The sequence below is a fragment of the Bradyrhizobium sp. 930_D9_N1_4 genome (assembly GCF_052076015.1).
GTDB lineage: Bacteria > Pseudomonadota > Alphaproteobacteria > Rhizobiales > Xanthobacteraceae > Bradyrhizobium.
Map to the genome: position 1 here is coordinate 1332141 of NZ_CP197236.1, position 20544 is coordinate 1352684.

A 20544-nucleotide genomic window follows, 5' to 3' on the forward strand; every position below is an offset into this window, starting at 1 on the left:
AAGGCGTGGATGGCCGGGACAAGTGTTTAGTCCGGAGACATGGCTGACACCTGTTCGGACACATCACTGACAGGTTGGGCGCTGGTCAAGTCGATTGATGCGACCTGCCAGCTTGCGAAGAAGATTCCGTAGTGGCCGTCACGATCCAGCGGCCGAATGGCAAGGCGTTCGCGAGCGAAGGCCTGGGGAACTTTCCAGAAGCGTCCTTTGAAGGAGACGTAGGGTCTCGTCGATGAGACCCTGCGCACGATCTCGCCGCTGTCGTATTCGATTTTTGGAATGCGAGCCGGCATGACCCGGACGCTCGGCCGGAAGCGATCGGCGGGAACGTGCATGTCGAGGCCCTGGTGGGGGCGCTCCAGATTGTAGACAGGGCGCCAGGCGTCGAGGGCGCGCTGGACTTCCGGAAGACTGCGGAAGCGACGCATTGCAAAGACCTCGGCCTTCAGGGTGCGGTGGAAGCGTTCGTTCTTGCCTCGAGCCTGCGGGTGGCACGGCCTGGCGTGGATCACCCTGATACCAAGCTTGAGCAGCCACACCTTCAGTCCGGTCCAACGAACGCCGGACGTGTCGCCCCAGGGGGAGCCGTTGTCGGTGTAGAAGGCCTCGGGCAGGCCATAGCAGCGGAACGTCGCCGTCAGGTGATCCTGCACGGTCAGACGCTGCTCGTCGGCGCAGGCCTTCAGGCACAGAACATAGCGCGAGTGATCGTCGACGATCGTTAGCGGATGGCACCTCGTCCCGTTGGCGAGTGGCAGGTGCCCCTTGAAGTCCATCTGCCACAGCAGGTTGGGAGCTTCCTTCTCGAAGCGGTGCCCCGGATTTGGCGGTGCATTCTCGCTTGGTTTGACCCGGCCGTTCCGGCACAGGATCTGGTGCACCGTTGACGGCACAGGCACCGTCTGCCCGCTCCGCTTCAGGCAATGGGCGATCTTCCGCGCGCCCCAGGCCGGGTGCTTGTCGCGGACAGCCAGGACCTCGGCCTCAACCGCCGCATCGCTCCGCTGGGGCATCGCGCGCGGGCGCCGGGATCGGTCCGTCAGCTCCCGATCGCCAGCCTGCCAGCGCGACAGCCACTTGTAGCCGACATCAGGGCTGATGTTGAACCGCCGGCAGAGCTCTCGCCGGTTAGCGCCTTCTTGCAAAGCCAGCCGCACAAACTCATGGCGCTGATCCATTGCTGACACCTCATTCCAAGGCATGGACGGCCTCCCGAATCGGACCAATCCAGCCAATGTTGATGTGTCAGCTATGTCTCCGAACACCCGTCAGTGATCTGTCCGGGCTAAACAACAAGCCCGGCCATGACGGCGCTGAGGCATCGCGCCCTATAACCGCCTCGCCGGTTCCCGATTGACATCCCCGCCCGTGCTGCCAGACTTTGCACAATAATACAGGGTGGAGACGTCCGCGATGGCCAGCCTTTCGGCCTCGAACCATGTCGCCCGTGTCTTGTCCGTTGCCAATCATGTGGCCGACGTCGACGCCTCATCGCGCATCGCCGATTCCTGGCGGCGCTGCCTGATCAGCCACAAGCTCGATCCCGCCCGCCAGGGCCCGCCGCAGACACTCACCGAGTCCGAGGTGCGGCATGTCGCCGAGCCGATGGAAGAGACGATCCGGCTTCTCACACCCGAGCTCGACGATCTCGCCCGCGTGCTGCGCGATGCCGGCTATTGCGTCAATCTGGCTGACGCCAACGCGACGATGCTGTTCAGTCGCCTGCCGGGCGAGGCCGACGCACGGATGTTCATGGACTGGAAGATCTATACCGGCTCGAACTTCGCCGAAGCCTTTGAAGGCACCAACGGGCTCGGCACCGCGCTTGCCGAGCAGAAGCCGATCCTGGTGCACCGCGACGAGCATTTTCGCGCGCAATGGCACATGTTCTCCTGTGCCGTGGCGCCGTTGTTCGACCAGGCGGGGCGTCTTGCGGGTGCGGTGAACATCACCTCCTGCCGCGAGGATCTCGAACGCGCCGCGCATCAACTCGCGCTTGCGGTGACGATGGAGGCGACGCGGCGGATGGAGGGCGCGATCTTCCGCGGCCATTTCCGCAATGCCTGGATCGCGACTGTGCCGGGCGACGGCGGCAGCGGTCTGCTCGCCTATGACGACGACCGCCGCATCGTCGGCGCCTGCCGTTCGGCGCGCGCGCTGCTGGGGCTGACCGACGGACTGATTGCTTCTGGCATCGATTTGTCGCGCTATATCAAGCTCGACCATTCGCATGCCGCCGATGCGATCGTCGAGCTGCGCCGCGCCGATGGTCGTCCGCTAGGGCAGGGCCGTGTCGCGCCACCGCTGCCCGCAAGGTCGCGCGTGCCGCGTCGCGACGCCCCCGTCGATCGCTTCGACGCGCTGCATCGGCTCGCCGGCCGGGATCCCGGCCTGATCAAAAGCGTCAAGCGGCTCAGAAGCATCGGCGATCACAATCTGCCGGTGCTGCTGCATGGCGAGACCGGCGTCGGCAAGGACGTGTTCGCCCGCGCGATTCACGCGGGGAGCAACCGCGCGCGCAACAATTACGTCGCGCTGAATTGTGCGGCGATGCCGGAGAGCCTGATCGACGCCGAGCTGTTCGGCTACGAGGCCGGCGCCTTCACCGGCGCGCGGCGCGACGGCTCGAAGGGCCTGATCGTGCAGGCGGACGGCGGCACGCTGTTCCTCGACGAGATCGGCGACATGCCGATCGCGCTCCAGACCCGTCTGCTGCGCGTGCTGGAAAACCGCGAGGTCTGGCCGCTCGGCGCGCTCAAGCCGGTGCCCGTCGACATCCGCCTGATCAGCGCCACCCATCGCGATCTCGGCCGCATGGCGGAGGAGGGCGCCTTCCGAGCCGACCTCTATTTCCGCCTGCGCGGCATGGAGGTGCGGTTGCCGGCGCTGCGCGAGCGTGCAGACCGGGACGATGTCATTCGCCAGATCGCGCGCGAGGAAGCACCGAACTGCCGCCTGTCGGATGATGCGTGGGCCCAGCTCACGGTTTATTCGTATCCCGGCAACATGCGCCAGCTTCGGCATATGTTGCGGCTCGCCGGCTGCACGGCGGAGGATGGGGTCATCACGGATGCCGATCTCGATCTGCCGCCGTTTGGGGCAAGGGCGGAGCCCGATCTCGAAGCGGCTGAGCGCGCGACCATCGTCGAGGCGTTGCGCAAGCATGGCGGCCGCGTCACCGAGGCTGCGCGTGCGCTGAAGCTGAGCCGTGCGACGCTATATCGGAAGATCAAGCAGCTGAAGATCGAGACGGCGCAGTAGCAACTTAAGAAAAATCAGTCCAGCTCAGGTGCCGCGAATCGAGGTCGCCGACTGAAACGGTCTCGCGGATTTCGTGCGGTGTGTGAAAGCTGCTGCGCAGATAGACCAGCGGCTTGGCGGTCGCCAAATGCGAAGCTCCGCGCACTTCGCCGACGAAGATCGAATGCGTCCTGGTCTCGAATTCCTGGGCCAGCACACAGTCGAACGCAGCGACCGCGTCGGTCAGCACCGGCGCGCCTGTCACCCCGCGCGTCCACTGGCCGAAGGCAAAGCGATCATCGCCGTTGACGCCCTTCTGGCCGCTGAAGGTCAGCGCCAGCAGCGCGTGATCCTCATGCAGGAAGTTGATCGCGAAGGCGCCTTCCTCGCGGATGCGCGCATGGGCGCTGGCGTTGCGATTGACGCAGACGATCAGGGACGGCGGATTGTCCGACAGCGAGCAGGCCGAGGTCACCGTCAGTCCGGTGCGCTTGCCGTGCTCGGCACCGACAGTCACCAGTGCGACCGCGCCGGCACATTGGCGCATCGCCTGCTTGAAATCCTTCGCGTCAAGAGGTTTGGCGTCGACCGTCACGCGGAAATCTCCGGGAAAAATGCGGGTGCAGCAGGTTCGCGCCGCACCCGCATCGGGTCAAGCCGCCTTCTGCGCGGAGCCGAGATGCTTCAGGCGCGGCATCACCTCGTTCTTGAGCAGCGAGAGCGAATGGTGCCAGGCTTCCGGCTTGTGCTTGTAGTCGAAGCCGAACACGCAGAGCACGCCGAAGCCGCCGACCTCGTCGTAGATCTTCTCGATCTTCTCGGCGACCGTCGCGGGCGAGCCGACGATCCAGTTCCGTTTCGCGCAATATTCGACAGTGACGTCGCTGTCGGGCACATCAGGGGCGTGCTTCAGATAGTCCTTGAAGCCGAAATGGCCGAGCAGCGGCAGGAAGTATTCGCCCATCATCCGGCCCATCATGTCGCCGGTCGAAAGCTTCCAGGCCTCCTCGTCGGTATCGGCGACGAAGACCTCGCGCACCAGCCGCCAGTCCGCGCGGTTCGGCTTGCGGCCGGTCTTGGCGGCGCCGATCTCGACCGAGTCCCAATGGCTGCCGACATAGGCCGGGTTGAGATTGAGGCTCATCGGGATGAAGCCGCGCTCGCCCGCGAGCTTCAGCGTGTCCGAGTTCTTCGACAGTCCCGCAACGCCGATCGGCGGATGCGGTGCCTGCAGCGGCTTGATGTGCGGCTTGAGGAAATCGAACATCGTGTCCGGCTTGGTCACCGTCCAGAACTTGCCCTTGTAGGTGAAGGGTGCTGGATCGGACCACAGCTTCAGGATGATCTCGAGCGCCTCACGGGTCATGTCGCGGTTCTGTCCGCTCATGCCGTCGACGTTGAACATCGCCCAGTCGCTCGGCAGGCCGCTCGCCGCAACGCCGAAATTGAGCCGGCCCTCGGAAAGATGGTCCAGCATCGCGACGCGGTTGGCGAGCTCGGCCGGGTGGTGATAGGGCAGCAGGAAGCCGCCCGGTCCGATGCGAAGCTTCTTGGTCTGCATCAGCGCCTGCGCGATCAGGAGGTCCGGCGTGGGATTGGGTTCCCAGGGCGCGGTGTGGTGCTCGCCGATCCAGGCCTCCTGATAGCCTAACTCGTCGAGCCAGCGCAGGACCTGCAGGTCCCAGTCGTGTCCTTCCTTCAAGCCGCACTCCGGCGGATGCGAAGGCATCGTGAAATAGCCGATCTCCATGGTGTGTTCCTCTGTCGTTGTTGTTCGTTTGCTGCGGCGACGCGTCTTGGTGCACGTGTTTCCGACACTTCAGCAGCAGGCTTTCAGCAATCGCCATGCCAGAGCTTTTCGGCCGGCTTTTCCAGGATAGAGGCGTTGCCGCGCGCGCATTTTGCTGAAATCGCGGGTGCAGGCCGGGGCCGTGTCTCACTTTCGCGAGACGCAATCTCATTGGTGCAACGCAATCCGCGCCGGACGGCACGCGGGATCGCCGGTGTGCTCACGTCCTGGTTGTGCAATTGCAGGGGCCGCTATTCACGCCACGGCGCAGAATTGAGCCTTTAAAGCAACACCATCGCGGCCGGTTGCGCTTTGCGACCGCACGCGCACAGGGCGCGTCTTGCCAAAGTAGAAATCGTCTGCTCTTCTATCCTTCTAATTGACGCTGCCTTTGGGGGGCGGCCTTATGTTTAGAGTTTTAGTTCTCACCCTCGCATTGTGGGTGGGCGGTTGTGGTATTGTTCGTCAGGAGTTGGATAATCGCGGCGGTTACGTCGATTATCTGGCCGATAAATATTGGTGGAAGGCTGACTCCAAGAAGACGCGCGCGCTGCGCGCTTACGCGTTGCACGCGGCGATCGCGCGCATCGCGATGATCAGCCCCAAGGGCGCGTCCGAGCGAAATCAACTCGCCTACCAGATTGGAAGCGCGGGCGCTTATGCGCAGCAGCTCGTGAAGTGCGCCTATGACAACCCGGGCGAGCCCTGCTTCTACTTCGACAGCATCATGGTCGACTATGTCAACGCGCTCTACACCGCAGCCGTTGCCGCCTTGCCGATCGAGGACGCCCAGAAGCTCATTAGCAGTATTACCGGCGGCATCGTGGGAGCGGCCGGGGCCGTCGATATCCTTCACGCGCTGATCCAGCTCGGCGCCGACGCGGTGCGCTATGGCACCGTCTCGGCGGCACTGTACCGCGATTCCCTTGAGCTCGAGGTCCAGGTCTGGATCAACTCGCCGAACGAACCCGGCAGCATGGTGAGTCCGCAGGACGTCGCGGAACTCGCGGCGATCTATGCGACCGGGCGAGATAACATCCCGGCCTGGAAGGCCCAGATCGAGGCGCTGCTGGCCAAGGGACTGGAGCCGACGCCGAACCGCCGCTATCTGGGGCGGCTGTTCCAGCTGGTGTCCTACGCCTGCATGCAAATCACGACGGACGAAACGTTCCGTAGCAAATGTATCGTCAATCCGGGCGTCAGTGCGGCGCAGTTGGCAGACCTGGGTCCGGCGCCGTCGTCGCCAGGTGGCGGCGTTGTAAGACGGAGTGGCGGCAACACGACATCGGGCGGCGGCGGGAACCAGGTTGATTCCACCAATCCAAATGCAGCGGAAATTGTTCAGACCAAGCAGACCATCCAGTCCAGGCTGAAGGAAATCATTGAGAACGAACAAAAGAAGCAAAAGATCAAGCAGACCATGGAGGTCAGCCCGGATCTGAAGGACCAACTGACCGAACAGCTTTCGGTATTCGACAACAAGATCGTCGCGCTGAAGGAAGACGTGAAGACTCTGCAGGCCAAGCTCGCGACGTTACAGAAAAAATAGTTACTCAAGATTCTTTCGACACCATTCAAGACCGTTCGGGTCTCTTGGGGCAGCATGCCCATTGATAATTAGTTGGGAGAAGCACCGTGAGCGATGCACAGAACTCGGCTAACCCGCCCCAGGACGAAGACAAGTCCACCATCAACAGGGTCGGCAAGGACAGCCCGTTCAGCGCCATCAGCCCGGCCGCGGCGGGCTGGTTCGGCGCGGGACTCGTGGCTCTTGCTCTGATCTGCTTTCTGATCGTCAACGTGAAGGCGCCGGTGAACTCGCTCGGCTCGGCGGCGCTCGCAGGGACGGCCATCCTGGCGGTCGGGCTTGTTGCGCTGATCGTGCTCTCGCGTGCCGTCGGTATCGTCGAGCCGGCGTCGGCGCTCGGCCTGCCGCCGGGATCGATCCGCGCGCTGCTGGCGCTCGGGCTCGCGATCGTGTTCGTCTCGGTCTCATCCTGGGTTCTCGGCGGACTGTTCGATCCGATGGGCCGGGTCATTACGGAAGTCCAGGTCGCCAAGTCGGCCGTCGATACCTATCGCAAGAATTATCCTGACACCGACTATATCATAGGTGAAACCTCCGTTCCCGGCGCGCCTGCCGGCTCAACCGACGTGATCGTGAAGGTCTATCTGAAGAAGGGACCACAGGACCCCGGCCTGCTCGATATGGCCAAGCAGATCCTGACCATCTCGGCGACGGTGCTGGTGACGGTGGTGGGCTTCTACTTCGGCAGCAACTCGTCGTCGGAGGCGGTGAAGACGCTGAGATCAACGCTCGCCGATCTTCAGAGCGGAGGGCCGGCGACGCCGGATGCCGTCCTGGGGATCGCGCGCGAGGTCGCAGGGGTCGCGGCCGATGTCGAAAGGAAGATCACCGGGCTCGGGCCTGATCCCATGGGACAGCTCGCGACGGCAGTAAAGGCCGCCAGCTCGGATGTTCAGGCAAAATTGGCGAGACCCCTGGTCGATGCGCAACAGAGCTACGACGGACTGAAAGCCGCGCAGACCGACCTGCTTGCCAAGGCCGACCGCGCCAAGGAGGTGTCGGCGACGGTGAAGCCGGATTCCCAGGGCGCCGATCTCTTGTCGATCCGCGATCAGATCGTCGTCTTGCGCACCGGTGTCAACGAAGCGAGCCGGAAGTTCGAGCAGAGCCTGGCGGCCTTCACGGCGGCAAGGGACGCGATCCTGCAAGGCGCGGCCAAAGGATAGGTCAAAGGAAGTCAGCGCACCCCTTCGGTTACCTCGATCAGGCATGGACGAAGCGAGATGACAACCGGCATCGTGACGACCGACAACCTCACGCTACGAAAGACACCCGATCCGAACGGTCTTCCTCTGGGCATCCTGCAAAAGGGCGCCGTGTTCGAGGCCATCGTCGACGACACCGAGAACAAGGTGCGATGGTGGCTGGTCGCGGCCAAATTCGACGCCGAGACCCGCGTCGGCTGGCTGCAGGCCGACTTCGTCCAGTTTGACGAGCCGGTCGTCGGCCGGCTCGACTGGAGCAAGACGCCGCAGCTTGGCTCATCCGGCTTTCACAGTTTCAAGGGTGGCCAGGACTGGAAGTTCGACAGTGACGGCGTCTATCTCGAGGACGATCCCGACAAGCCTTGCAGATCCAATGGAGAGCCGAAGACGTGCTCCGCCATTCTCGACATCTACGAGCAAGAGATCTTTGATGCCTCGATGAAGCACGGCATTCCGCCGGAACTGATCGTGATGACGATCGCGACCGAGAGCGGAGCCGACCGCAAGACGAAGTTCACGGGAGCTCCCACTTTCCGATGGGAAGCGGCGCATACGACCTACAGCGCCGGTCCGATGCAGACTCTCGCGACGACGGCGCAAGAGGTGATCAAGCTCCTTCAGCTCGATTACGACAGGAATGCCGTCGCGCCAGCATTCACCAGCAAGCCGATTCCGACGCCCACAGATCTCAAATTGTACGAAGGCGCCGTCAACATCGACATCGGTACCGGTGAGATCAAGCTCAACAACAAGCGCCACAGCACCGGCTTCGACCCGATCCTGGTCGCGGCCTGTTACAACGCCGGCAGTCTTCGCGAGACCAGTGCAAATCCGTGGAACCTGTTCACGTTCGGCGATCATCTCAATCGATGTGCGGAATGGATCGGCGACGCCTGCTTTCTGCTGAAGAAGCTGCGCAGCGGCGGCCGGCTCGATCCCGAGGTCGCCAGGTCCAATCCGCAAAACGTCGTCAATGACAGCGACCCGGACAAGTTCGAGGTCACCGGGCTGCTCAGTGATGATGCTGACGTCGAAGTCGCCTATTTCCGCGATGCCGGCGCACAGGCGCAGAAGCTCAAGACGCCCGACGGTTTCTTCAGCGTCCTCGTCAGTTTTCCCAAGGACCTGACCGAGCAGCCTGCGCAGCCGGAAGCCCTGCCTGCAGTCACCTTTGCGGATCCGACCGATACCAAGGGCTACGTGCTCTGCATCGACCGGATCAGGACTGAACAAAGGAAGGGCATGGGCTATGCCAGGACGGTCGGCATCTATCAGGCCTATTTCGACGGCAAGAAGATTCCGGAAATTTCGGGCATGGTCTGCGAGCGCCAGGGCCCCGGCGACAACACCAAGGTTGGTCAAAACGAGCATCAGCGTCTCAAGGCGGGTACCTACCGGCTGTTCACGCATGCCGGCGCGAGCCAGAAATACAGCACGCATAATTACACCAAATCGACCGTACCCGGCGCCACGGCGCGGCCGTGCTTGCGCGTCGCCGACACCGGCGTCCGTGAAGGGGTCCTGATCCACCCGGCCCAGGGCTATCTGTGGAGCATCGGCTGCCTCAATCTGACAGCGCCGGTGAGCAACGCCCAGGACAACATCAACTATGCCGAAAGCCGGCGACGGGTGATTGCCCTGATCGACAATATGGCGGTAACGCAGCCGGATTTTCCGAGTTCCGACAACCGTGACACCAAGGCGATACTTCTGATCCGCGACCACGATAGCTGATCGCGGCGCGGAACGCCTGGTCCTGCGTGAGCGGGCCGTTCCAGAGGGTGGTCCCATCGCCGATCGGGTGCTAATGAGCGCGCGACCGGAGCGATGTCAGGGACACCGATGGATCAGAGTGAGGCCGCCTATGTGGCGGTGGATTGGGGCACCAGCAGCTTTCGGCTTTGGCTGGTCGACCGCGCCGGTCAGGTGCTGGCCGAGCGCCGCAGCGATGAGGGCATGCTGGCTGCGGCCAAGGCCGGCTTCGCGTCCGTGCTGCAATCGCATCTTGCCGCGGTCGAGGCGCCCGCTCACCTGCCCGTTCTCGTCTGCGGCATGGCCGGTGCCAAGACTGGCTGGGTCGAGGCCGGCTATGTCGACACGCCGGCACAGCTCTCGGCCGTGCTGAAACATGCTGCGCGCGTGCCGGCCGAAGCGCGTGACATCCGCATTCTGCCGGGCATCGCGCAGCGCAACGCCAAAGCACCGGACGTGATGCGCGGCGAGGAAACGCAATTGCTCGGCGCGCTCGGTCTCGATGCCGCGGGCGAGGCGCTGGTCTGCATGCCCGGCACGCATTCGAAATGGGTGCGCGTGCAGGACGGCACGGTCCAACACTTCTCGACTTTCATGACCGGCGAACTCTTCAGCGTGATCTCGCGCGAGTCGATCTTGTCGCTGGCAGTCGCCGGGGCCGATGAGGCCGAGGATGTCGCCAGCTTCAAGGCGGCGGTGAAAGCTGCGCACGAGGCGCCGGCTTTCGCGGCCAATCTTCTATTCGGCGCGCGGTCGCGCCAATTGCTGTTCGGCGGCACGCCGGCCGCGGCCCGCGAGACGCTGTCGGGAACGTTGATCGGTGCCGAACTCGCGGCGGGCCTTTCCGGCAGCGTGCCGAAGGCCGGCATCAAGCTGATTGCGTCAGGGCGACTGGCCGCGCTGTACCGGCTCGCTTTCGAGGCACTGTCGGTCACCGTGCAGCCGATCGATGCCGATGACGCGGTCCGCCGCGGCCTGTCGATGGCCGCTGCGGCGATCTGGACGAAATAGAAGGATTTTGAGATGACCGTTCCCTTTCCGCCGATGAAGCGGCCGCTGGTGGCGATCCTGCGCGGCATCAAGCCCGAGGAGACCGAGGCTATCGTCGGCGTGCTGATCGAGGCCGGCATGACCGCGATCGAGATTCCCCTGAACTCGCCCGATCCGTTCCGCTCGATCGGCATTGCCGCGAAGCAGGCGCCGGCCGATGTGCTGATCGGCGCCGGCACGGTGCTGGCCACTGCAGATGTCGATCGCCTCAATGATGTCGGCGGCAAGCTGATGGTCTCGCCGAATGTGGATACGCAGGTGCTCACGCGTGCACATCAGTATGCGATGGTCACGTTGCCCGGCGTGTTTTCGCCGACGGAAGCGCTGCTGGCGGCGCGCTCGGGCGCATCGGGCCTGAAATTCTTTCCGGCGAGCGTGCTCGGTGCCTCCGGCATTGCCGCGATCCGCGCCGTGCTGCCGGCGGGCGTGATGATCGCCGCGGTCGGCGGCGTTTCCGACCAGAATTTTGCCGAGTACATCAAGGGCGGTGTCACTGCGTTCGGACTCGGTTCCAGCCTCTACAAGCCCGGCATGAGTGCCGCCGATGTGGCGGCGCGCGCGAAAGCGACGATTGTGGCCTACGATCGGGCGATTGCGAAAGACTGATCCGCCAATAAACAAGCCGTGATGGCGTCACGGTCGCGCGTTATCCTATCTTGCTGCACCAGCGAGATCAGGAGACCGACATGGCGATCAACAACGTGGCCGATCTGTTCGTGGCAACGCTCGAACAGGCCGGCGTCAAGCGCATCTACGGCATCGTCGGCGACAGCCTGAACGCGATCACCGAGGCGCTGCGCCGCCGCGGCACCATCGAATGGATTCATGTCCGGCACGAAGAGGTCGCGGCCTTCGCGGCCGCGGGCGAAGCCGAGATGACCGGGAGCCTTGCCGTCTGCGCAGGCTCTTGCGGGCCCGGCAATCTGCATCTGATCAACGGCCTGTTCGACGCGCATCGCAGCCGCGTTCCGGTGCTGGCGATCGCGGCGCAGATCCCGTCGGCCGAGATCGGCGGCGGCTATTTCCAGGAAACCCACCCGCAGAACCTTTTCCGCGAGTGCAGCCATTATTGCGAGATGGTCTCGGATCCGAGCCAGCTTCCCTTCGTGCTGGAGAATGCGATCCGTGCAGCGGTCGGATTGCGCGGCGTCGCTGTCGTCGCCATGCCCGGCGACGTCGCCTTCCGTAGTCCCCCAAAGCGCGAGCTGTCGACGACGCGCGGGCTTTCACTTTCGGCGCCGAAAATCGTGCCGCAGGCCGACGAGCTGAAGGCCCTTGCTGATCTCCTCAACGACGCCGAACGCATTACCCTGTTCTGCGGCCGCGGCTGCGCCGGTGCCCATGCGCCGCTGATGCAACTGGCTGAAGCGCTCAAGAGCCCGATCGTGCATGCGCTCGGCGGCAAGGAGCACGTCGAATACGACAATCCCTACGACGTCGGCATGACCGGCTTCATCGGCTTCTCCTCGGGCTATGCTGCCATGCACGCCTGCGACGTCCTGGTGATGCTCGGCACTGACTTCCCCTACAAGCAGTTCTTCCCTGTTGATGCGAAGGTCGCGCAGATCGACATCCGCCCGGAAAATCTGGGGCGGCGGTGCAGGATCGATCTCGGCCTCGTCGGCGACGTCAAACTGACCATCGAGGCGCTGCTGCCGTTGCTCAAGTCCAAGACGCAGCGCAAGCATCTCGACGACGCCATCACGCACTACAAGAAGGCGCGGGAAGGCCTGGACTCGCTCGCCAAGGGCACACCCGGCAGCAAGCCGATCCATCCGCAATATCTCGCAAAGGTCATCAGCGACCATGCGTCCGCCGATGCGGTCTTCACCGCCGATGTCGGCACGCCCACGGTGTGGGCCGCGCGCTATCTCGACATGAACGGCCGCCGCCGGTTGATCGGCTCGTTCGTGCACGGCTCGATGGCGAACGCCATGCCGCAAGCGATCGGCGCGCAGGCCTCGCAGCCCGGCCGTCAGGTGATCTCGCTGTCGGGTGACGGCGGCTTCACCATGCTGATGGGCGATCTGATCACGCTGACGCAAATGAAGCTGCCGGTGAAGGTGGTGGTCTTCAACAACGGCGTGCTCGGCTTCGTCGCGCTGGAGATGAAGGCCGCGGGCTTCGTCGACACCAATGTCGACCTGGAAAACCCCGACTTCGCGGCGATGGCACGCGCCATGGGCATCTTCGCCAAGCGCGTCGAGGACCCTGGCGAGCTCCCGGGTGCGATGAAGGAGATGCTGGCCCACAACGGCCCGGCGCTGCTCGACGTCGTCACCGCCAAGCAGGAGCTCTCGATGCCGCCGACCATCACGGCCGAACAAGTGAAGGGCTTCAGCCTGTGGGTGTTGCGCGCTGTGATGAGCGGTCGTGGCGACGAAGTCATCGATCTCGCGAAGACCAACCTGCTATCGCGCTAAAGCGCGATCAGCTCCGCTTCACCGAGGGCGCGGGCAGCCGTTCGTGGCGGCTCTGGAAGCGCTGCCAGTGCAGCACGATGCCGATCAGCAGCGCCGGCAGGAAGCCGAGGGCGATCAGGAAATGCGGCAGCTGAGTCTGCGAGATGAACGCCATCGCGATGTCGGAGATCAGCCAGAGCGCGGCGAACATCACCGCGAAGTCCAGGCGCGGGCAGCGCAGATAATAGAACACGGCGGTGATGACGATGGCGGGCCCGATCGCGATGCCGATCATCACCGCCGTCAGCGCCGGCGGCGTCAGCGCGTCGAGCACCATCGACGCCAGCAGCCAGAGCGCGGCGAACATGGCGACGATGTCGAACGGATGCCGCAACCCAATACCTCTCATGAGGGACGGGCTATCGTTGTGGCCCGGCCCCCTGTCGTCAAGGGAAAATACGCCTATTCCTCGTCACTTCCGGGCGTCGGCCGCAGCATGAAATGGCCGAAGGCGGTGGCGATCGGCTTGTCGGCATCGTCCTGCCAGGCCCGCGCCTCGAAGGCCACGATGCGCCGTCCTTGCTTCACGATCGAGACATTGGCGACGGTGTCGAGGGCACGGCCGGAGCGCAAATAGTTAACGGTGAGTCCGATCGGCTTGGGCAGCGCGGCGATGCCGAGCTCGCGCCTGACGCCGAAGATCGCGGTGGTCTCGAGGAAGGCGCCGGTCATGCCGCCATGGATCGCGGGCAGGATCGGATTGCCGATGATTTGCGGCGAGAACGGCATCGTCAGCGTGCCGTCGTCGTTGACGCGGATGCCGAGAGCGCGTGCGAACGGACTGTTGGCGAACGGGCCATCCGGATCGTCAGGTGCCTCCAGCGTCGGGATGTTGCGCGAATCCATCCTGCGGTCGGCGAGCATGTTGGTGCGGTTGGCGCCGATCATGAAGCAGGCGGTCGCGGTCGCGACCGGATCGTCCTCGGACTCCTGATACGCGGTGGAGCGCACGAAGGCGATCGAGCGCGTGGTGCGATAGCAGACCGAATGCGCTTTGATGTCGAGGCCCGGCGTCGCCGGCTTCTGGTAGTCGATACGCAGGTCGAGGGTTGCGATGGCGCTCGTGCCGTCGAGCGCAAGTTGCACCGCCATGCCGCAGCTCTCGTCCAGCATTGCGGTGACGACGCCGCCATGCAAAACGCCGGTCTCGGTGTCGCCGACGAAGACGGGACGGTAGGGCAGGCTGGACCAGGCTTCGCAAGGTGCGAAGCGGTCGAGCTGCAGCCCGCTGATATGGCCGTAATCGGAACGGCGGCCCTTGATCGCCTCGGCGAGTTCCTCGAACGGGAGCGTGGTCGGAGAGTTGGACATGGCAACGTTCTAGACCAGTGTCGAGCGTCGCGCAAAACCTCGAATACGGCCTGTTTGGCCTCGACAGGGCGAGCCGAAGCAACGATGGTGGGCGCTTCGTCTGTCGACTAGCCGTAAGGAGTGCCCATGGCCGACCCCGAAACGCCCGCCACAAATCAGGGGCCCGTCACCATTTCGAGCTCGAGCTCGGAGAGGGCGCCGATCATCTATTTCGACGGCGCATCCTGCTTCGGCCATCACAACGGCGCGATCCAGATCGAGCTCGCCGCGAACCTGCTGATGCCGGTCGGCGCCGCCGTCAGGGTCGACGTGGTCCAGACCGCGCATTTGCGTTGCAGCGTGGCCGCAGCGCTGGCCTTGCGCGAAGCGCTCGACAAGGCGCTGGCGATGTTCAGGCAGGGCCAGCAGCAGCCCGCGGAGGAAATTCCGGCGGTGAAGAACTGAGACCGACGTATTAGCGGCATCTCGGCCTCGTGGTTCGAGACGCGCCGCAGTGCGGCGCTCCTCACCATGAGGGTCTAATATCTTGCCGAGAAACAAGACCTCATCCCGAGGAGCCCGCCAACGGCGGGCGTCTCGAAGGATGGCCGCAAGCGCACCATCCTCCGAAACGAATAACTCCGCCTCAGCCCACATGCACCTTCGGCTTCCGGCCGTCGTTCCACTTGCCGTCGAGCGCGCGCTCGATCTGTGCGGCGAGTTGCAGCAGCAGGCCGTCACTGGTCTGCTTGCCGATCGCCTGGATGCCGAGCGGCAGGCCATGGTCCTGGGTTGCCATCGGCATCGAGATCGCCGGCATGCCGCAGAGATTGGCGAGCGGCGTGAAGGCGAAGAAGCGCCAGAGATTGCCGAACCAGTCGAGCACATCAGGGTTGTCGGAGATGGTGAGATACTCCTTCGTGCCGACCTTCGGTGTCGGCAGCGCCGTGATCGGCGTCAGGATCACGTCCCACTGCTCGAAGAACGCGCCGAAGCCGCGCGAGGTGGAGTTGAACACGCCCTGCATTTTCGCGCGTTCGGCGAAGCTGGTGTGGCGGCCGGCTTCCCAGATCCGGATGTTCATCGGCTCGATCAGATCTTCCGGCGGCGTTTCCAGCCCGCGCGCAGTCAGCATGTTGGAGATCACCACCGCGAAATTCGAGATGTAGCACATCGTCTGCGCTTCGAACGCGGCGCGGAAGTCGAGCTCGGGCAGCGCGTAATCGACGTGATGGCCAAGGCCTTCGAGAAAGCGGCCGGTCTTCTCCAGTTCGGCGGCGATCTCCGGCGTCGCTTTGTAGTCGCCCCATGTATGCGACAGCGCGATGCGCAGCTTTGACGGGTCGCGCTTGATCATCTCGGAATAGGGCTGCGCCGTGGTCCAGAACGGCATGAACTCGCCGGGCGCAGGTCCGCGGGCATGATCGACGAAAGCTGCCGTGTCGCGCACGCTGCGCGACTGGCAGCCCTGGATCGAGACGAGGCCGGTGAGGTCGGACATGTGCGGGGCGAGCGAGAACACGCCGCGCGAGACCTTCAGGCCGATATTGCCGTTGACGCCGGCGGGAATGCGGATCGAGCCGCCGCCGTCGGTCGCATGCGCGATCGGCACCACGCCGGCCGCGACCATCGCCGCGCTGCCTGCCGAGGAGCCGCAGGTGGTGTAGTCGGTATTCCAGGGATTGCGCGTGACATAGACGGCGGGATTGTCGGCCGAGCTGCACACGCCGAATTCGGGCGTCGTGGTGCGGCCGATCAAATTGAGGCCGGCCTGGCGGAATTTACCGGTCAGGAACGTGTCGGCTGCCGCGCGATTGTCGCGCATCAGCAGCGAGCCCATCTCCTGCAGCCGGCCCTTCATGGTCGGTCCCAGATCCTTCATCAGGAAGGGCAGCCCGGCGAACGGGCCGGCAAGATTGGCGCCGTCCTTGGCCGGATCGGCGATCACGTCCTCGAACAGTTCGACGACGCCCGACAGGGTGGGATTGACCTTGGCGACGCCCGCGGCCGCCTGGCGCGCCAGTTCCTTCGCCGTCAGCTCGCCCTTGCGGACGCGTGCCGCGAGGCCAACGCCATCGTGCTGCGCCCATTCGTTCCAGCTCATCGGCAAAGTCATGAAGTCAAATCCCCGTGGGTAGCAGCGTCACCTTTTTCGCAAGGGACCGCGTTTATCAACTGAGCCGGCGCGAAGGGCAGGGTTGCGCCGGACGGTGAGGTCGCGGCGTGCTTAGGACAGCCGCGCGATCACCGCAACCGGGCCGCCGCCGGCGGGGCCCTGGTGCTCGGCGCCGCCGGAGACGTAGACCGCACCGGTGCCGGCAAGGCCCGCGATCAGGCCGCCGACCGCGGCGCGAGCGTGGCGCGTCGAGCTGATGTCGGTGTCCTCCAGCATGGTGTGGCGGAAGCCGCGCACATTGCCATCCGGTGAGGCCTCGGCCTTGGCGAAGATGTTGACGAGCTCACGGCCTGGCTGTGACGTCGGGCCAAGCCCAACGCTGTTCAATGCCGATGTCACTGCCGCAGCATCGATGGCGTCATCCATCACGGCATGCCCGATCTCGAACGCGCTCGCAGACGACGCGGAGTTGCCGAGCACGATGACGACGTTGTGCATCAACTCGATCCCCGACGAGGTCGAGGCCACCTTCGAGAACAGGTCGTAGCGGTGCAGCACGTCCTGGTCGCGAAGCTCGGAAGCAATCTCGCCGAGCGCGACCGCAACGCCGAGCGCGGAGGCGCCGCGCGAATAGGCCATCGAGCTGTAGGCGCTGGTCGTGGCTGTCTTGTTGCCGCGTGAGCTTGCCGCCTCGACGCGATCGCTGGTGAGCAGCGGGCATTTGATCTGTACGAAATGAACGTCGACGGGATCGGTGATGCCGGCATCCGCCATCGCGGCCTTCACGGCCGTTGCCGTTTCCATGATCTGTGCGGAGCGGCCGAGCTCTTCGGGCAGGAAATCGCGCGTGTGCGCCATGCCGATGCTCAGGCGCTTGCCGGTCATGCCCGCCGGACGCTCGGCCTGGCGCCGCGTGAACACGGTGATATGCGGGCTGAGCACGCCCTCGGTACCGCCGGACATCACGAAGGCAATGCGCTGCTCGACCTCGTGCGCCGACAGACCCAGCTTTGGCGCCAGCGCCGTGCACAGCGCCGCGACGGCATATTCCCGGGTAAAGTCGTTGACGCCACCATTGCCTTCGGTCTTGCCGAGAATGGCGAGAATCGATGTGGGATCGATCGCGCCGGAGCCGATCATCGCCATCAGGCCGGAGACGTCGCCGGGGCCCCTGGTGGCGACCTTGAAGACGCCGACCGATGCTGTCCGCATGAATGGTCCTCATATGCAGTTTGGTGGTCCGGCAGGCCAACCAGCCGTGGAACGGCAGTACGTGTCAAGGTGCAAGCACCTATCTCCCACCGTCACCCTGAGGTGCGAGCAAAGCGAGCCTCGAAGGGCAACGGCCCGGCTGGATCCGGGCCGTTCATCCTTCGAGGCCTCCGCTGCGCTCCGGCGCCTCAGGATGACGGGATGAATATCGCGTTCGAAGCAAGAGGAAGTCGCCGCGCCATCCCCACGATTGTGGCGAGATCGCATCGCATCAATAAAAAAATCCTCTGTCGACGGTTGCGCGCCGCACCTTGATGAATCAACCTCGGTTGGTCCATAAGCGGCGTCCCGCAGCCGGTGGTTCGCCCCCGCGTTGCGTCCTTGGAGGGAATTCTCGCGTGGCCAATATCAACCAGAAAATTGCGCAGGAGCTTGGGGTACGGGCGGAGCAGGTCGAGGCGACGGTGACGCTGCTCGACGGCGGTGCCACGGTTCCCTTCATCGCGCGCTACCGCAAGGAAGCGACCGGTGCGCTCGACGACGCGCAATTGCGCACCCTGGAGGAGCGCCTGGGTTACCTGCGCGAGCTTGAAGACCGCCGCAAGGCCATCCTCGAATCGGTCCGCGAGCAGGGCAATCTCGATGCCGCGCTGGAAGCCTCCATTCTCGCCGCCGACAGCAAGGCGCGCCTGGAAGACATCTATCTGCCGTTCAAGCCGAAGCGCCGCACCAAGGCCGAGATCGCCAAGGAAGCCGGCCTCGAGCCGCTCGCCAATCAGCTCATGACAGAGTCCGGCAACGATCCGAAGGTCGTCGCCGAAACCTATGTCAACGCCGAGAAGGGCGTCGCCGACGCCGCCGCCGCGCTCGATGGTGCCCGCGCCATCCTGGTCGAACGCTTCGACGAAGACGCCGACCTGATCGGCAGCCTGCGCGAGGACGTGTGGACCAATGCGCGCATGGCGTCCAAGGTGCGCGACGGCAAGAAGACCGAGGGCGAAAAGTTCGCCGATTATTTTGAATTCTCCGAGCCGCTGACGAAACTCCCGTCGCACCGCATCCTCGCGATGTTCCGCGGCGAGAAGGAGGAGATCCTCGACCTGCAGATTCAGGCGGAGGCCGAAGCGCCACCGCCCGGCGTGCCGGGCGTCTACGAACTCAAGATCATGAAGCGCTTCGGCATCGCCGACCTCAAGCGCGCCGGCGACCGCTGGCTGATCGATACCGTGCGCTGGGCCTGGCGCACCAAGATTCAGGTGCATCTCAACATCGATTTGCGCATGCGGCTGTGGAATGCGGCCGAGACCGAGGCCGTGCGCGTGTTCGCCTCCAATCTGCGTGACCTCCTGCTGGCCGCGCCCGCCGGCACCCGCGTCACGATGGGGCTCGATCCCGGCTTCCGCACCGGCGTCAAGGTCGCCGTCACCGATGCGACCGGCAAGGTGGTCGATACCGCCGTGATCTACCCGCACGAGCCGCAGCGGCAGTGGAACGAGTCGCTGGCAACGCTCGGCCGGCTCGCGATGAAGCATCGCGTCGAGCTGATCGCGATCGGTAACGGCACCGCCTCCCGCGAGACCGACAAGCTCGCGGGCGATCTCGTCAAAGGCCTGGCTGAGCTGAAGATGACCAAGATCGTGGTGTCGGAAGCCGGCGCGTCGGTCTATTCGGCCTCGGCTTTCGCCTCGGAGGAATTGCCCGGTCTCGACGTCACCCTGCGCGGCGCGGTCTCGATCGGCCGCCGCCTCCAGGATCCACTCGCCGAACTGGTCAAGATTGAACCCAAGGCGATCGGCGTCGGCCAGTATCAGCACGATCTCGGCCAGGCCAAGCTCGCCAAGTCGCTGGATGCCGTGGTCGAGGATTGCGTGAACGCCGTCGGCGTCGACGTCAACACCGCCTCGGCCCCGCTGCTCGCACGCGTGTCGGGCGTCGGCTCCGGCCTCGCACAGAGCATCGTCGCGCACCGCGACGCCAACGGGCCGTTCAAGTCGCGCAAGGCGCTCAAGGAGGTGCCGCGGCTCGGGCCGAAGGCGTTCGAGCAGTGCGCCGGCTTCCTGCGCATCCTCGGCGGCGAAGACCCGCTCGATGCTTCCGGCGTGCATCCGGAAGCCTATCCCGTGGTGCGCCGGATCCTCGCGGCCACCAAGAGCGACATCAAGGCGCTGATCGGCAGCAGCGAGATCGTGCGCACGCTGAAGCCGAAGGATTTCGTCGACGAGACTTTCGGTTTGCCGACTGTCACCGACATTCTGCGCGAGCTCGAGAAGCCCGGCCGCGATCCGCGCCCTGCGTTCAAGGCCGCGGTATTCATGGAGGGCGTCGAGGAGATCAAGCATCTCAAGAAAGGCATGATCCTCGAGGGCACCGTGACCAACGTCGCCGCCTTCGGTGCCTTCGTCGACATCGGCGTGCACCAGGACGGCCTCGTTCACATCTCCGCGATGTCCCGGACCTACATCAAGGATCCGCGCGAGGTGGTGAAGCCGGGCGACATCGTCAAGGTCAAGGTGCTGGACTTCGAGGTCGCCCGCAAGCGCATCTCGCTGACCCTGCGCCTCGATGACGAGGTCGGCGACAAGAAGGACGCACCCGGCATGCAGCGCGACAACAGCTCGCGCAATCCCGCCCGCATGACCTCGTCGGCCCCGCGCAAGCAGGAGTCTTCAGGCGGCGGCGGTGCCCTTGCCGAAGCCTTGCGTCGCGCAGCCGAAAAGAACGGCGGCAAGCGCGCGTGACTCTCAAACCTCTCCCCCTTCTGCGGGGAGAGGTGAACGGCTCGACGCATGGAAAGCTCTCCCCACGTCGTCACTGCGAGCATAGCGAAGCAATCCAGAAAT

16 protein-coding genes are annotated in these 20544 nt (G+C 64.5%); 9 read left to right on the plus strand and 7 right to left on the minus strand.

Going from position 1 to position 20544, the window contains the following annotated elements; all coding sequences use genetic code 11:
- Positions 1–26: 26 nt before the first annotated feature.
- A complete protein-coding gene (locus AB7532_RS06205) occupies positions 27–1202 on the minus strand; it encodes an IS481 family transposase (RefSeq protein ID WP_441233930.1) in 1176 nt (391 codons plus the stop codon).
- A 211-nt stretch (positions 1203–1413) separates the two neighbouring features.
- Between AB7532_RS06205 and AB7532_RS06210 the strand changes: the two genes are divergently transcribed.
- Positions 1414–3261 carry a sigma-54-dependent Fis family transcriptional regulator gene (locus AB7532_RS06210; protein ID WP_441233931.1) on the plus strand — a complete coding sequence of 616 codons (1848 nt, stop codon included), beginning with the start codon at positions 1414–1416 and terminating at the stop codon, positions 3259–3261.
- A 4-nt stretch (positions 3262–3265) separates the two neighbouring features.
- On the opposite strand, the gene AB7532_RS06215 is transcribed toward AB7532_RS06210, so the two are convergent.
- Together AB7532_RS06215 and AB7532_RS06220 are read right to left on the minus strand one after the other, a co-directional pair.
- Positions 3266–3835 (minus strand): flavin reductase family protein, encoded by a 570-nt coding sequence (locus tag AB7532_RS06215; RefSeq protein ID WP_441233932.1) that lies wholly within the window; start codon positions 3833–3835, stop codon positions 3266–3268.
- Positions 3836–3892: 57 nt separating this feature from the next.
- Entirely contained in the window at positions 3893–4990 is a 1098-nt protein-coding gene (locus AB7532_RS06220; RefSeq protein ID WP_441233933.1) for an LLM class flavin-dependent oxidoreductase, read from the minus strand.
- Positions 4991–5435: 445 nt separating this feature from the next.
- Here AB7532_RS06220 and AB7532_RS06225 point away from each other — a divergent pair, with 445 nt between their 5' ends.
- The 6 genes from AB7532_RS06225 to poxB all read left to right on the plus strand — a co-directional run bounded on the left by AB7532_RS06225 (position 5436) and on the right by poxB (position 13047).
- Positions 5436–6578 carry a hypothetical protein gene (locus AB7532_RS06225; protein ID WP_441233934.1) on the plus strand — a complete coding sequence of 381 codons (1143 nt, stop codon included), beginning with the start codon at positions 5436–5438 and terminating at the stop codon, positions 6576–6578.
- Between the two features lie 86 nt (positions 6579–6664).
- Positions 6665–7783 carry a hypothetical protein gene (locus AB7532_RS06230; protein ID WP_441233935.1) on the plus strand — a complete coding sequence of 373 codons (1119 nt, stop codon included), beginning with the start codon at positions 6665–6667 and terminating at the stop codon, positions 7781–7783.
- 57 nt (positions 7784–7840) lie between these two features.
- On the plus strand, positions 7841–9556 hold the full coding sequence (locus AB7532_RS06235) for a hypothetical protein (RefSeq protein ID WP_441233936.1): 1716 nt from the start codon (positions 7841–7843) through the stop codon (positions 9554–9556).
- 108 nt (positions 9557–9664) lie between these two features.
- Positions 9665–10585 (plus strand): 2-dehydro-3-deoxygalactonokinase, encoded by a 921-nt coding sequence (locus tag AB7532_RS06240; protein WP_441233937.1) that lies wholly within the window; start codon positions 9665–9667, stop codon positions 10583–10585.
- A gap of 12 nt (positions 10586–10597) precedes the next feature.
- A complete protein-coding gene (locus AB7532_RS06245) occupies positions 10598–11230 on the plus strand; it encodes a 2-dehydro-3-deoxy-6-phosphogalactonate aldolase (RefSeq protein ID WP_441233938.1) in 633 nt (210 codons plus the stop codon).
- Positions 11231–11310: 80 nt separating this feature from the next.
- Entirely contained in the window at positions 11311–13047 is a 1737-nt protein-coding gene (poxB, locus tag AB7532_RS06250) for a ubiquinone-dependent pyruvate dehydrogenase (protein ID WP_441233939.1), read from the plus strand.
- Between the two features lie 7 nt (positions 13048–13054).
- Here poxB and AB7532_RS06255 read toward each other — a convergent pair whose 3' ends face one another.
- Positions 13055–13420: a hypothetical protein gene (locus tag AB7532_RS06255; RefSeq protein WP_441239197.1), complete on the minus strand. Its 366-nt coding sequence runs from the start codon at positions 13418–13420 to the stop codon at positions 13055–13057.
- A gap of 68 nt (positions 13421–13488) precedes the next feature.
- A complete protein-coding gene (locus tag AB7532_RS06260) occupies positions 13489–14397 on the minus strand; it encodes a PaaI family thioesterase (protein WP_441233940.1) in 909 nt (302 codons plus the stop codon).
- A 126-nt stretch (positions 14398–14523) separates the two neighbouring features.
- Between AB7532_RS06260 and AB7532_RS06265 the strand changes: the two genes are divergently transcribed.
- Positions 14524–14841: a hypothetical protein gene (locus AB7532_RS06265; protein WP_441233941.1), complete on the plus strand. Its 318-nt coding sequence runs from the start codon at positions 14524–14526 to the stop codon at positions 14839–14841.
- Positions 14842–15022: 181 nt separating this feature from the next.
- Here the strand turns inward: AB7532_RS06265 and AB7532_RS06270 are convergent, their stop codons facing one another.
- Positions 15023–16492: an amidase gene (locus tag AB7532_RS06270; protein WP_441233942.1), complete on the minus strand. Its 1470-nt coding sequence runs from the start codon at positions 16490–16492 to the stop codon at positions 15023–15025.
- A gap of 111 nt (positions 16493–16603) precedes the next feature.
- Positions 16604–17704, minus strand: coding sequence for a ring-opening amidohydrolase (locus AB7532_RS06275; RefSeq protein ID WP_441233943.1), 1101 nt, complete (start codon positions 17702–17704; stop codon positions 16604–16606).
- A gap of 398 nt (positions 17705–18102) precedes the next feature.
- On the opposite strand from AB7532_RS06275, the gene AB7532_RS06280 reads away from it, so the two are divergent.
- Entirely contained in the window at positions 18103–20442 is a 2340-nt protein-coding gene (locus tag AB7532_RS06280) for a Tex family protein (RefSeq protein WP_441233944.1), read from the plus strand.
- Positions 20443–20544 lie beyond the last annotated feature (102 nt).

Excerpts from the sequence above, each read along its gene's own strand:
- AB7532_RS06220 (WP_441233933.1), bottom strand. The coding sequence starts at position 4,990 with ATGGAGATCGGCTATTTCACGATGCCTTCGCATCCGCCGGAGTGCGGC.
- poxB (WP_441233939.1), top strand. The coding sequence starts at position 11,311 with ATGGCGATCAACAACGTGGCCGATCTGTTCGTGGCAACGCTCGAACAG.
- AB7532_RS06205 (WP_441233930.1), bottom strand. The coding sequence starts at position 1,202 with ATGCCTTGGAATGAGGTGTCAGCAATGGATCAGCGCCATGAGTTTGTG.
- AB7532_RS06210 (WP_441233931.1), top strand. The coding sequence starts at position 1,414 with ATGGCCAGCCTTTCGGCCTCGAACCATGTCGCCCGTGTCTTGTCCGTT.
- AB7532_RS06275 (WP_441233943.1), bottom strand. The coding sequence starts at position 17,704 with ATGCGGACAGCATCGGTCGGCGTCTTCAAGGTCGCCACCAGGGGCCCC.
- AB7532_RS06260 (WP_441233940.1), bottom strand. The coding sequence starts at position 14,397 with ATGTCCAACTCTCCGACCACGCTCCCGTTCGAGGAACTCGCCGAGGCG.
- AB7532_RS06270 (WP_441233942.1), bottom strand. The coding sequence starts at position 16,492 with ATGACTTTGCCGATGAGCTGGAACGAATGGGCGCAGCACGATGGCGTT.
- AB7532_RS06235 (WP_441233936.1), top strand. The coding sequence starts at position 7,841 with ATGACAACCGGCATCGTGACGACCGACAACCTCACGCTACGAAAGACA.
- AB7532_RS06245 (WP_441233938.1), top strand. The coding sequence starts at position 10,598 with ATGACCGTTCCCTTTCCGCCGATGAAGCGGCCGCTGGTGGCGATCCTG.
- AB7532_RS06240 (WP_441233937.1), top strand. The coding sequence starts at position 9,665 with ATGGATCAGAGTGAGGCCGCCTATGTGGCGGTGGATTGGGGCACCAGC.
- AB7532_RS06265 (WP_441233941.1), top strand. The coding sequence starts at position 14,524 with ATGGCCGACCCCGAAACGCCCGCCACAAATCAGGGGCCCGTCACCATT.
- AB7532_RS06225 (WP_441233934.1), top strand. The coding sequence starts at position 5,436 with ATGTTTAGAGTTTTAGTTCTCACCCTCGCATTGTGGGTGGGCGGTTGT.